The sequence below is a fragment of the Desulfovibrio ferrophilus genome (genome assembly GCF_003966735.1).
GTDB lineage: Bacteria > Desulfobacterota > Desulfovibrionia > Desulfovibrionales > Desulfovibrionaceae > Desulfovibrio_Q > Desulfovibrio_Q ferrophilus.
The window spans coordinates 1,161,330-1,173,531 of sequence record NZ_AP017378.1; the positions used below are offsets into that span (position 1 = coordinate 1,161,330).

The 12,202-nt window shown below is 53.6% G+C and carries 15 protein-coding genes; all 15 read right to left on the bottom strand.

The genetic code is table 11. From position 1 onward, the window contains the following. Positions 1–129: 129 nt before the first annotated feature. A complete protein-coding gene (trxA, locus tag EL361_RS05365) occupies positions 130–447 on the bottom strand; it encodes a thioredoxin (protein WP_126377362.1) in 318 nt (105 codons plus the stop codon). Positions 448–602: 155 nt separating this feature from the next. Next, complete coding sequence (tsaD, locus tag EL361_RS05370) at positions 603–1,694, bottom strand: tRNA (adenosine(37)-N6)-threonylcarbamoyltransferase complex transferase subunit TsaD (protein WP_126377364.1); 1,092 nt, start codon at positions 1,692–1,694, stop codon at positions 603–605. Then, positions 1,672–2,712, bottom strand: a complete 1,041-nt coding sequence (fbp, locus tag EL361_RS05375) for a class 1 fructose-bisphosphatase (RefSeq protein WP_126377366.1) — start codon at positions 2,710–2,712, stop codon at positions 1,672–1,674. The genes tsaD and fbp overlap by 23 nt, the downstream gene beginning before the upstream one ends. Positions 2,713–2,879: 167 nt before the next feature. Continuing rightward, complete coding sequence (locus tag EL361_RS05380; protein ID WP_126377368.1) at positions 2,880–3,689, bottom strand: hypothetical protein; 810 nt, start codon at positions 3,687–3,689, stop codon at positions 2,880–2,882. Between the two features lie 143 nt (positions 3,690–3,832). Next, positions 3,833–4,738 carry a tetratricopeptide repeat protein gene (locus EL361_RS05385; protein ID WP_172961644.1) on the bottom strand — a complete coding sequence of 302 codons (906 nt, stop codon included), beginning with the start codon at positions 4,736–4,738 and terminating at the stop codon, positions 3,833–3,835. Then, entirely contained in the window at positions 4,722–5,060 is a 339-nt protein-coding gene (locus tag EL361_RS05390) for an FtsB family cell division protein (RefSeq protein ID WP_126377372.1), read from the bottom strand. The genes EL361_RS05385 and EL361_RS05390 overlap by 17 nt, the downstream gene beginning before the upstream one ends. 2 nt (positions 5,061–5,062) lie before the next feature. Beyond that, complete coding sequence (locus EL361_RS05395; protein ID WP_338031062.1) at positions 5,063–5,263, bottom strand: hypothetical protein; 201 nt, start codon at positions 5,261–5,263, stop codon at positions 5,063–5,065. An 89-nt stretch (positions 5,264–5,352) separates the two neighbouring features. After that, on the bottom strand, positions 5,353–6,000 hold the full coding sequence (locus tag EL361_RS05400) for a hypothetical protein (RefSeq protein WP_126377376.1): 648 nt from the start codon (positions 5,998–6,000) through the stop codon (positions 5,353–5,355). A gap of 14 nt (positions 6,001–6,014) precedes the next feature. Then, on the bottom strand, positions 6,015–7,178 hold the full coding sequence (locus EL361_RS05405) for a type IV pilus twitching motility protein PilT (RefSeq protein ID WP_126377378.1): 1,164 nt from the start codon (positions 7,176–7,178) through the stop codon (positions 6,015–6,017). A 20-nt stretch (positions 7,179–7,198) separates the two neighbouring features. After that, on the bottom strand, positions 7,199–8,281 hold the full coding sequence (locus EL361_RS05410; RefSeq protein ID WP_126377380.1) for a type IV pilus twitching motility protein PilT: 1,083 nt from the start codon (positions 8,279–8,281) through the stop codon (positions 7,199–7,201). A gap of 63 nt (positions 8,282–8,344) precedes the next feature. Then, entirely contained in the window at positions 8,345–8,917 is a 573-nt protein-coding gene (gene pgsA, locus EL361_RS05415; protein ID WP_126377383.1) for a CDP-diacylglycerol--glycerol-3-phosphate 3-phosphatidyltransferase, read from the bottom strand. Between the two features lie 3 nt (positions 8,918–8,920). Further along, entirely contained in the window at positions 8,921–9,502 is a 582-nt protein-coding gene (locus EL361_RS05420; RefSeq protein ID WP_232034880.1) for a lytic transglycosylase domain-containing protein, read from the bottom strand. Positions 9,503–9,539: 37 nt separating this feature from the next. After that, entirely contained in the window at positions 9,540–10,448 is a 909-nt protein-coding gene (locus EL361_RS05425) for an Mrp/NBP35 family ATP-binding protein (RefSeq protein WP_126377388.1), read from the bottom strand. Between the two features lie 153 nt (positions 10,449–10,601). Further along, complete coding sequence (locus EL361_RS05430; RefSeq protein WP_126377390.1) at positions 10,602–11,570, bottom strand: DUF368 domain-containing protein; 969 nt, start codon at positions 11,568–11,570, stop codon at positions 10,602–10,604. Between the two features lie 3 nt (positions 11,571–11,573). Continuing rightward, entirely contained in the window at positions 11,574–12,185 is a 612-nt protein-coding gene (locus EL361_RS05435; RefSeq protein WP_126377392.1) for a protein-L-isoaspartate(D-aspartate) O-methyltransferase, read from the bottom strand. Positions 12,186–12,202: the final 17 nt, after the last annotated feature.

Consider the following 12,202-nt stretch of genomic DNA (forward strand, 5'->3'; position numbering starts at 1 on the left):
TGGGTGGATGTACCCAACCCGATAGACTCGGGTCAAGCCCGAAGGCATTATATCACAACCAAGAACGCAAAAAAGGCGGCCTCGGGCCAGCCGGGCCGCCTTAAACGAACGTGATCAAATAGCCATCAGTTAAATCTTGGAGCTGATCATTTCCTTGATGCTGCTCTTGGACACAGCACCAGTCACCTGCTCCAGAACCTCACCACCCTTGAACAAAATCAAGGTAGGGATTGCACGAATACCGTACTTGCTCGGAGTCGCCTGGCTTTCGTCGACATTCATCTTGGCGACTTTGATCTGACCGGAGAACTCTTCGGCCAGCTCATCCACGACTGGTCCCATGGCCCGACAGGGACCACACCAGGGGGCCCAGAAGTCAACCAACACAGGAATCTCGCTCTGAAGAACTTCTGCCTCAAAATTGCTGTCAGTCACCTGCAAACCCATATGTTACTCCTTGCTGTTTCATGTCGTTGTCAAAAGCATCCGACCATAAAAGGTCGACCTCAGGATCACCTACGGGCTGGACGCTGGAATCATTCTACAACATTAGATTTGCAACTACGACCTGTCAAGCGGCAAATAAGGAACAATACGCCAGACTAAATCTCCAGTTGACAGTAATCCCAAGGAATTTTCCGTCCTCTGGGGATTGCTTCCAGGTCCATGCCATGTCTATAGCCCGCTGAATGCAAATACCAACCGGTCAAGGCGATCATGGCACCATTATCGGTGCACAGCCTCGTTGATGGCAAAATAATTTCGAGCCCACGCCCCTTGGCCAAGTCCGTCATGGCAGAACGGATCATGGAATTGGCGGCTACTCCGCCTGCAACGATCAATGAACGCACATCCTTCCCGACCTGCTCAAGAGCTCGGTCAACCTTGATGCGTAAAGCTTCGGCGATACACCAGTTGAAAGACGAGCAGACGATGCAAAGCTCCTCCAGCACGCCGCGTTCTCCCCTGTCCGCCAGCAGTTCATCCATGTCGGACATCATACGATCCGCGCGCAAATGAGGGTGGTTGGCCACATAGTTGGCCATGGCGGTCTTCACGCCACTGAAACTGAAATCAAGATTGGTATTGTTGACGTAAGGGCGCGGGAAAATCGTCTTGTCGGGAGTCGCACGCTGTGCAAGCTCATCGATGATCCGCCCTCCAGGGTAAGGGAGATTCAGGACCTTGGCAGCCTTGTCAAAGGCCTCACCTGCGGCATCATCCAACGTGCGGCCGAGCACTTCGAAGGCCAACGGGGAATCGACACGATACGTCTGGGTATGGCCTCCGGAGACCAGAAGCCCCAGCGCAGGAAAAGCAATGTCCTGCTCCAGTGCAGGAGCCAACAGATGTGCCCAGAGGTGATTCACACCCACCAAGTCCGCTCCGGCGGCAAGAGCCAAGCCTTTGGCAAAGCTCATGCCCACGAGCAGGCTCCCTAGCAACCCGGGTCCCCTTGCGACAGCAACAACGTCCACTTCGCCAAGGGTGCGTCCACTGCCTTCAAGCAGGGAATCGACCAACGGGGCCAGAACACGCAAATGTTCCCGGCTCGCCAGTTCTGGCACGACTCCGCCAAACAGGGCATGAGCATCCACCTGGGTAGCGATACGCTCCGTGAGCAGACGACCGTCTTCGACCAAAGCCAAGGCAGTCTCGTCACAGGATGTCTCAATCCCCAGACAAAGAGTCACAGTCTTCCGCCTGCCCCATGATATCCTTGACCGTCATCACATCATTTCGCGAGCCCACAAAGAACGGGACACGCTGGTGCAACTCCGACGGGGTGTAATCCAAAATCCGATTCACACCATCCGTGGCCAGCCCACCCGCTTGTTCAATGATCATGGCCATGGGGGCAGCCTCGCAGGTCAAACGCAATTTTCCCTGATATTTTCCGGTGTCAGGATTCTGCTTTGCGGGATACATGAAGATCCCACCATAGAGCAGATTGCGATGGAAATCCGCCACCAGTGACCCGATGTAACGCGAGGAATAGGGCTGACCCAAGGCGGTCTTCGTGCTTTTGAAATAGGAAATAACGTCTTTGGTCGGATTGTCCCAATAGTTCCAGTAGGACTCGTTGACTGAATATATTCTACCCTGCTCCGGGATCATCATATTAGGATGCGAAAGCAGGAATTCACCCACACTGGGATCCAGAGTAAAGCCGTGCACCCCGGCGCCAGTGGTGAAAACCATCATCGTGGATGAACCGTAGATGAAATATCCAGCGGCGACTTGCTTATCGCAGCGCTGAAGAACTTCCTCCAGTGTCGGATTTTCACCTGATTTCTTCAACGGACGGCGATAAATGGAAAAGATCGTACCGATGGAGACGTTGACATCAATATTCGATGAGCCGTCCAAAGGATCAAAGATCAGGATATAGTCCCCTTTGGGCAGATCACCTGAAATCTGAATCAGATCACCGTTTTCCTCGCTGGCCATGGCGCACAGCACTCCGGAACGACGCATGCGATGGATGAGCACATTATTGGCGAACTCATCGAGCTTCCTGACTTTTTCACCCTGGACATTCGTGTCTCCAGTGAATCCCAAAACATCCACAAGCCCAGCTTTGGTCACCTCTCGCGAGATGATTTTGGCCGAAAGAATAAGTTCGGAAATCAAGCTGGTGAATCGACCCGTGGCCATGGGCGACTGCTTCTGGTTCAGCAGAAGGTGCTCAGTGACGGTTACCTGTTGCATGGATGGTCCTCCGTTGCTGTTCAAAGGGAAGGCAGAGTGCCACCCTTTCCCGCAACTCCTCTTTCTTAAAACACCTTTCCAACCAAATCAAACCAAAGGCCAAACCAAACGAAGGGCCGGATGCGGCAAACCGCATCCGGCCGAAGATACATCTGGGGACCAGAAAGCTAGAAGAACCACAGGAACGAGTCGTCTTCGTCCTCGCGGGGGACTGCAGCCTCGGTCAGGTACACCAGTTGCTTGTCACCCACATAGCGGGTCAGCCAGGCATACTCAGTTCCGTTTTCATCAACCCGCCCAGAGGCCTGTTCGGCCAGCATTTCGTTCCAGGGACGAGCCAACAAGGCTTCTGCCAAGGCAGAGTCTCCACCATTCCAAATCACGAAATCGGTGGTCAGTACCATCAATTCCTGCGGTGCAGGACAAAAATCAACAACACTTCTAGGGTCGAAATGCACGACGATCACACCAACCAGATCATTGCCCTTGAACAAGGCCGTCCCAAGATACATCTCGGGACCAAGGGGGGTCTGATCAGTAAAAGAACGCAAACGACGATCACGCAGAGCATCACCATGGTCAAGGATGGGCTGAAGATTGCGCGGCTTCATGGTCTCCTCGGGCATCTTGGCAACCATCGTCCCATCAAGGGTAGCGATGACCAAACCGTTGATCCAGGGGAACCGTTGTTGTAGGTTTGCGACCCACTTCTCACCAGGGAAGGTATCAACCCGGTTCAAGTACACCGCAAGATCAGCCACAGGCTTGTCCACCGGGGTGAACAACTTGGCAAGCTTCTCTTCAGTAGAGGTATATCCCAACTGCTCCAGATCGATTTCCGGATCGGGATTGATGTATTCTGAGTAGTAGCCCTTGCTTGATGTCCAGGTGCTATCCCATGACTGTTTCATGGATTCACAACCGGTAAGGGCGGCCAAAGCGAGTATTGCGCACAGTGCAGCAGCGATCCGAGTCAAGATGTTCCTCTCATGCTGTATTCATTACCGGGAAACACGGCGTGAAACGCCGTCCCCGGAGATGTGACAGAAGATACGATTTTGTTCAAGGGCAATCTTCCCGGCCAAAAGTCCGGGGTACCCACTCCCACTTCAAAATCAGGCTACAAAGCAGATCTGGCTTCCAGTCGTTCTGCAAGTGCATCCAAAGTTTCCAGCAGTTGTTCCTTGCCAGGCATGTTCGCAGCCACAGCCTCTTCAACAGTGGCTGGCTCATGATATTCTGGTTCTTCGGGCATCAACTCCGATTCATCAGTATCGTCAACACCTACAGTCAATTCATCAATAAAATTCGCAACGGTCTCTTGCAGAGTATCGGAGTCCGCAACTTCAATCTGACTGCCTGCGCCTTTATTGAGCTTGCCATGCATTTGCTCAATCAGGGCATCCAACTCTCCGTTCTCATCCGGACCACATTTGCTAACCAGCTCTTCATAAATATCAAGAGCACCTTGGTAGTCACCCTGGTCGGCCAATAAATCTGCCATGGTTCGGGTCCGAAGGTTGGCCTCGCCGTCGCAGGCTTCATCCTCGGCAGACATCTCCTGAGGTTTCGTCTTATTGGCATCAGAAACGGGCTGCGGGGTGGCTTTGGCATCACCATTGCCCTGAAACAAGGCGTCCAGTCCTTTTTCAATCACCTGTGACCAGGAGATCGGAGCCCCCTGGAAGTTGGCAGCAAGGAACGATAACGCCATGGCTGAATCCTTGGACGTAGGGGCGGCGCTTTCAGCCCAAACCTTCCAGAACGAAGGATACCGTGACAGCATCCCGGTAATGGTCCCTACTTCATCGACGGCCCGCTCCCGTTGCTCCTGATTGGCCAGAATTTCCACGAGCAGGAAACGGGCCTCAAGATGGTCCGGATTACGCTCAAGTCCCTGCAACAGGGTCTCTTCAGCTTCGTCCATATTGCCGTCTTCATAATAGAGACGAGCCAACGGAAAAAAGACCTTCGAACCGGGTTCCAGTTCCAGGACTTCCTTAAACCATTTAATTTTTGTCTTCATACCCTTCGGCTCCCGCGCGCTGGGTTGCAGCCTGCTCCCCCTCCCTATCGGGGAAGATATACAAAGTCTCATTCTCACCCACGTAATTCATCCGTTGACGGATGGCATTTTCAAGATAAGCGGAATCAGACTTGAGCTGGCGAATTTCGCCGGACAATTCATGACTTCTGAGGCTTGCGGCTTCCAGACGGGCTTGAAGTTGATCATGATCCTGTTTGAGATTCAAATACGCAAACAGGCCCTGATCACCCGCTAGAAGGCGATAGCCGAGAAACAGGTTCAAAACAACCAGAAAGACTAGAAAGATACGTTTAGCGATCATGGTTATTGCACGAGCTTTCCGTCTTCGAGCTCATCATTCATGATGCCCAGCGGCATCTTGAGCTCGTCCAAAAAGTTGGACGTGGCCGCTTCGATACGGCGCACGTCCTCTTCATCGACCGCCACCTGGTCAATTCTTTCCATAAAATCCTTCAACTGGCTGAATTCGGACAGAAGTACATGCCCCAGATCGAGGCGTTCCAAATCCCTCTCCAGCTCAATAATCGTCTCCAGGCAATTCATGAGACGCGATTGAAGGACTGTCGTTTTGGAATCCATATGCCCTTTTTGGGTTATTCTTCCAGCTGTTTGCGTGCCATTTCCAACATTTGATAATAAAGCTCATAACCCGTAAGTGCCCCTTCCAGCAAGTCCGACGCTTTTGCCCCGTCCGACTGGGCCAAATAGGCATTCACGCCCTTGGCGAAAGCGGCTTTGGGATCATTGCTCTGCCCTTGTGAACCCACAAGAACGACATTGGCAGCACGGCGTTTGCCACCGGGCCAGGACGCCACTTCCTCCTGCAGACGGACACTGCCGGCACCATCTTCGGCCACAAGAATGTCATATTCATTCAGGCGCAGCTTTGCGATGGCTTCCAGTTCGTCAGCGGCGGTGCTGACATAATAATCCCGCCCCTGAAAAAAGCTCTGTGAGGATGAGGCCCAGGTTCCATCCTGCAGAAACAAAAAGGCCACTTTCGAACCCGGAGGATAGACATCGGGCTCAACCTGAGGCAGCTTCAGTGCTGGTTTTTCTGACTTCGCAGGCGCTTCTTCACGCGCCTGTTCAGTGGCTGTCACCTTGATCTTGTCCCCTACCCGTAAAAAAAGAATCTTCTTACCGGTAAACGGACATTTCATGGAGAAACGATCCGCTGCGGGCAGTTTCTCGTCTGGAATGGTGAATTCCTTGTTGCTGTAAGGGCTTGTGAATTGCATCTCTCTCCCCCCGATCAGCTATTGCCGTAGCTGGAGTCAATTTCCAGACCATCAATATCCGTCACCTGCTCGCCGCGCTCGGTCTTGATCCGATCGATGCGTTTCATGATGTTGGACTTGTCGGAAGCATAGATCATGGCTGTTTCTTCGGTCACCTTGCCTTCGGCAAAGAGGTCCGCCAGATATTGGTCGAAGGTGATCATGCCATAGGCATCGCCCTCTTCCACGATATTGTAGAACTTCTTCTCGGCAGTTTCGCCATTCTGGATGACCTCCTTGATGCGCAGGTTGTTGCGCAAGACCTCGAAGGCCGCAACCCGACCGCCGCCTCTCTTCTGAGGGAGCCGCTGGGAAACGACAAACTTGAGGCTTTCCGCCAATCGCTGACGAATGAGGTATTCCTCTGAGGGATCAAACATGCCGATAATGCGGTTCACGGTCTGTCCGGTATCCGCAGTATGCAAGGTACCCAACACCAAATGGCCGGTTTCAGCCGCCTGCAAGGCAATCTCAATGGTCTCGTGGTCACGGATTTCACCCACCAGGATGACCTTGGGAGCTTGGCGCAAGGCCGCCCGAAGTCCCGAGGCAAAGGTATCGAAATCCTGCCCCATTTCACGTTGGTTCACCGTGCCCATCTTGTGGGGGTGCACATACTCCACCGGGTCCTCAAGGGTCAGGATATGAACCGGATATGAGGAGTTGATGGAGTCGATCAAGGCCGCCAGAGAGGTGGACTTACCCGATCCCGTGGCGCCTGTGACCAGAATCAGCCCGAATTTCTCGTGAGCCATCTCATCGAAAATCCGTGGAAGCCCGAGTTTTTTAGGACTAGGCACTTCCATGGACAATTGCCGCAGCACGATGGACATGGAGCCACGCTGACTGAAGACATTGACCCTGAATCTGGCTCGGCCCAGCAGTTCATAGGACAAGTCACACGAACCACGTGCAACCATATCCTGATACAGCCGGGCATTGGAACCCATCATGGCCAAGGCTGCAGCCTCGGTCTGAAACGGTTTGAGTGCTCCCAGAACAGGTTCAGTGGGAATGTCCTGAAGTACGCCGTGCACCTCTGCCTGCAGCGGCTTACCCGCCACAAAGAAGATGTCGGAAGTCTCCGGCGCAAAATCCAATACTTGCCCAATCAAATGATCAAGTTGCGCTCGTTGCATTGTCTCCCCCTATGCCCCCGCTATGCGTCGGTAAAGTCGTCCGGGGCTTTGGTCAAATACTGCTTGAACCTCGCCTTATCGAGACACTTCTCATAGGCCTCGTTGGGGCTGATCCAGCCCAGACTCAAGAGCCTGGCAATCTCATCATCCAAGGTCTGCATGCCAAACTTCTTTCCGGTCTCCATGGTGGAGTTGATCTGGAAGGTCTTGTTCTCACGGATCAGGTTGCGGACAGCCGGAACACCAATCAGAATTTCCAAGGCCGCACAACGGCCTTTCTTGTCTATGCGCTTGAACAAGGTCTGGGAAACAACAGCACGCAATGACTCAGAGAGCCCTGCACGAATCTGTTCCTGCAGGTCTCCAGGAAAGACCTCAATGATACGGTCAACGGTCTTGGCGGCCGAGATGGTATGCAGAGTCGAGAACACGAGGTGACCGGTTTCAGCGGCTTCAATAGCCAACTGAATAGTCTCCAGGTCACGCATTTCGCCGACTAGGATGATATCCGGGTCTTCGCGAAGTGCGCCGCGGATGGCCGCGCCAAAACTCTTTGTGTCACGCCCCAATTCGCGCTGGTTGATCAGACACTGCTGCGGCTTGTGTACAAACTCAATGGGATCTTCAATGGTCAACACATGCTGCTTGCGCATCTTGTTGGCATAATCGATAATTGCAGCGAGAGTGGTGGATTTACCTGAGCCGGTAGGGCCGGTGACCAGCACGAGTCCCTTGGGCAGCATGGCAAGGTTTTTAAGGAGCGGTGGCAGACTGAGTTGCTCAACCGTCAGGATTTCGGAAGGGATTTCACGGAAAACGGCTGCGCATCCGCGGGCCTGATTAAAAAAGTTGACTCTGTAACGGGCCAGGCCAGGGACTTCGTAGGCGAAGTCGATGTCGCCCTTTTCCTCGAACTCCTTGATCTTGGCTTCGGGGGTAATCTCGTAGAGCAGTTTCTTGAGTTCGTCGTGCTCCAGGAGTTTGTACTTCACCCGTTCCAAATCGCCATGCAGGCGGACAATGGGTTGGTTCCCGGAAGAAAGGTGCAAGTCGGAAGCACCCATCTCGTTCATCATCTTAAAGAAGGCATCAATCTGGGCCATTCTATCCCCCCGAAATGGACAGGCGTTATAAGGGAGGCGGCCCGAATGCAAAACAGGCCGCTACTAATCCATCTCCTTTTCGTATAACCAATTTTTATAGAATTTGTACAGATAGTTTCCCCCGGAGAAAACCGTCAGAATGAGGGCAAGGTATAAAAACACCATTCCCAGACCGTTTGGTTCGAACCCCCACCAGGGAAAATGCAGCGTCAACGGGCAAATTGCCATAATCTGCACCACCGTCTTCAATTTTCCGTAACGATCGGCAGCGATGACAACGCCCTGTTCAACGGCCACAGCTCGCAATCCGGTCACCGTGATCTCACGCGCCAGAATCGTTACGACGATCCAGGCCGGAATCCAACCATTGGCCGTAATCATGATCAGGGCAGAGCCTATGAGAATTTTATCGGCCAGCGGATCGAGAAACTTGCCAAAGGTCGTTACCTGGTCATAACGGCGCGCAACCATGCCATCCACCATATCTGTCCACGAAGCAATGATGAACACCATCATCGCGGCCAGACAGGTGGCCCTACTCGGGAAATGCAGCAGCACAACCAGAATAGGCACGGCCAATATCCGAGCAAGAGTCAGCTTATTGGCCAGATTGAGATTGAGCAACAGCTTGAGCATGATCTAGGCGCCGCCTTGGAGTTTATGATAAATGGAAAGGACCTTCTTAACGTAGTCCTGAGTTTCTTTGAACGGTGGAACGCCTCCGTAGCGTTCCACTTGCGCAGGACCGGCGTTGTAAGCGGCCAGAGCAAGGTCGTGGCTACCAAACCGGTCAAGCTGCATTCTGAAATACTTGACCCCGGCCTCGATGTTGGCCTCAATATCATGAGGTTGGTCCAGCCCCAGCTCTTTTCCGGTGCCAGGCATGATCTGCATCAGGCCCTGTGCACCCTTGTGGGAAACAGCGCCGGGTTTGAAATTCGATTCAACCTGAATCAGTGCCTGTATCAGGCGATTATCCAGGCCGTACTTATCGGCCTTTTGGCGAACCACGCGCAGGATTACGTCGCGATCGGCATTGGGAAAGTTCTTGAAGATGGCAAACACACGATACGTGGTCATCCGGGGCTGGTTGGTGTAATGCATCCGCCCCTGGTCATCTTCATAAAAGAACATCTCCGCCCAGCACCGTCCGGGCAAGGCGAACGCCACGACCACCAAAAAAGCGGCCGTGGCGAAAATTCCAGTTCGCAATCGCATCATACGGCTCCGACCTGACCAGAAATCCCAGCCAGATGGCTTACACGTGAGCGGAAGACACAACCTCCAGACTATTCTGAGCGGCATTGGCAATGGAATCTGCCAATTTGAGCATTGCCACCTTGGCCGGAGTGTCTTCCTCAAGATCCACAACGGGCTTACCGATATCCGCGGCAACCACCGTGGCCGGGTCCAGCGGAATCTCACCCAGGAACGGCAGACCGTACTTCTCAGCCAGGGCATGACCGCCACCCTTCTTGAATAGCGCAATCTCCTCATGGCAATGCGGACAGACCAGGCCACTCATGTTTTCCACCACACCGAGGATATTGGCCTTGGCATACTGAAGGAAATTAATGGCCTTGCGCACATCCGCCAGAGAAATTTCCTGAGGCGTGGTCACCACGACGCACAGCGCATCAGGAATCGTCTTAAGTACCGTCATATGTTCATCGCCCGTTCCGGGAGGAGAGTCAATCAACAGGAAGTCCAGCTCCCCCCAATTCACGTCGGAGATAAACTGTCGAATGGCAGAGGACTTCATGGGGCCACGCCAAAGCACAGCCTGATCGGTGTCCTTGAGCAATGAATCCATGGAAACCACGGAAAGATTTTCGCTGTAAGCCCGAGGTTTCAAAAGATTACCCCGGTCGGAGTCCAGACCGCCACCGGTGATGTTCAGTAGACGAGGAACGCTGGGACCATGAATATCCACATCCATGATGCCAACCTTGAAGCCAAGCTTGGCCAGCGCGGCTGCGGTATTGACGGTGACGGAACTTTTGCCGACGCCGCCCTTGCCACTCATGATGAACAGCTTGTACTTGATCTTCTCCAGCGTGCTGGAAATCAATTCATCCTGCATCAGCGTCTTGGCGCTTTTGCCCTTGGGGGCCTCGCCACCAGCAGATGAACAGGACGTGGATGAGCAGGAACCGCAGGAACTCATATCTTTCACCTCGTTGAACAGGTTCTATTCTCAGGCCGGCGTGACAGAGAAATAAATGCTCCACAGTACGCCGCCAGCCACGGCAATCGTTGTAGATTAAGTCCTTGGGGGCCAATGACCAGCCCCGGAGACCATCTTTATCGGGGAATCGTTCTAACGCTGCTGTGGCCCTCGGGTCAACCGCTCAAGACCAAGCACAACAATAGCCCCGACAAGCATCAGGCCCAGTGCGACAAGGACCTCGGAATCCAGTGTCGGTGGCAGCACGTTGCGTTCGGACAACACATGCAATTTCCCCCGGATCACAACGGATTCCAGGGTCTCCTTCCAAGGCCAGACCTTGCGCATCGCGCCAAGCATGAACCCCGTCAGCATGGCTACGGTCAATCCGTGATATCTCCCAAGAAGCCAGGAAAGCAGCCGGGAAAAACCTGCCAGCCCAACAATGCAGCCGCAGGCAAAAACAGCGAGAATCGCCAAATTCGCATCACCAAATGGATTACGCAACGCGCCTGTGATGTAGGCGTATTTGCCAAGGATCAACAGCAGGAATGAGCCGCTGATACCAGGCAAAATCATCGCGCAAATTGCAATCATTCCACATAAGAAGATGAACCACCATGATTCTGGAGTGGTCACGGGAATCAAGCCGATAATAAACCAGGCGGCAAGGGCTCCCGCACCAAAAGCGCCCCAGGCCCCGGGAGTCCAGCGCTCCACCTTGCGCCCAACCACAAGGATCGAAGCACCGATGAGCCCCAAAAACAACGACCAGATGGGAACAGGATATTCCGTGAGCAGCCAATGCATCAGCCCGGCCAGCCCCACCAGAGCCGTACCTACCCCAAAGAGCAGAGGAAGCAAAAAACGCAGATGAACATGATTGATGACAGCTGCAAAGTCCAAGCGCAGCATAGCCTGGATCGCCTGCAGATTTACGGAACGCACTGCGCGCAATAAATCTTCATAAATACCTGTGATAAAGGCAATGGTTCCACCCGATACGCCGGGGATGATGTCCGCTCCTCCCATGCAAAACCCTTTGGCGGCCAGCATCAGGGCCTGGGGCCATGTTCTTGGGCCGGGGCCGTTCATCCAGGCCTGGCGATAGGTCAATTTCATCGGCTAGTACCCATGTCTGCCCACCAAATCGACGAAGACCACAGCGCCCTTGTTTTCCTGCACGATCTTGCCATCTTCCTTACGCACCATAATCAACTCCTGCGCACGACGCGACGGACCGACAGGGATCAGCAGCATCCCGGGGTCGCCCAACTGATCAACCAGGGGTTCGGGCACGGAAGGCCCTCCAGCTGTAACAATAATTCTGTCAAAAGGAGCCTGACCGGGCCAGCCCAAAGTCCCATCGTCGAGCTTGCACAAGGCATTGAGATAGCGCAGGCGTGTCATGCGTTTTCGTGCTGCGAGATGCAACTCCTTGATGCGTTCCACAGTGTAGACCTTGGCACCCATCTCGGCCAGCACTGCGGCCTGATATCCCGAACCGGTACCAATTTCCAAAACCCGCATACCGGGCTGAACCTCAAGGGTCTGACTCATCAGAGCGACAATATAGGGCTGGGAGATTGTCTGACCATGACCAATGGGAACAGGATTATCGGCATAGGCCTGGGCATGCAGAGCCTCATCCACAAATTCATGACGAGGAATCTTCAACATGGCGGCGAGTACAGCCGGATCATGTATTCCACGGCCCTGAATCTGATCGCGGACCATTCGCTCTCTGCTCCGAC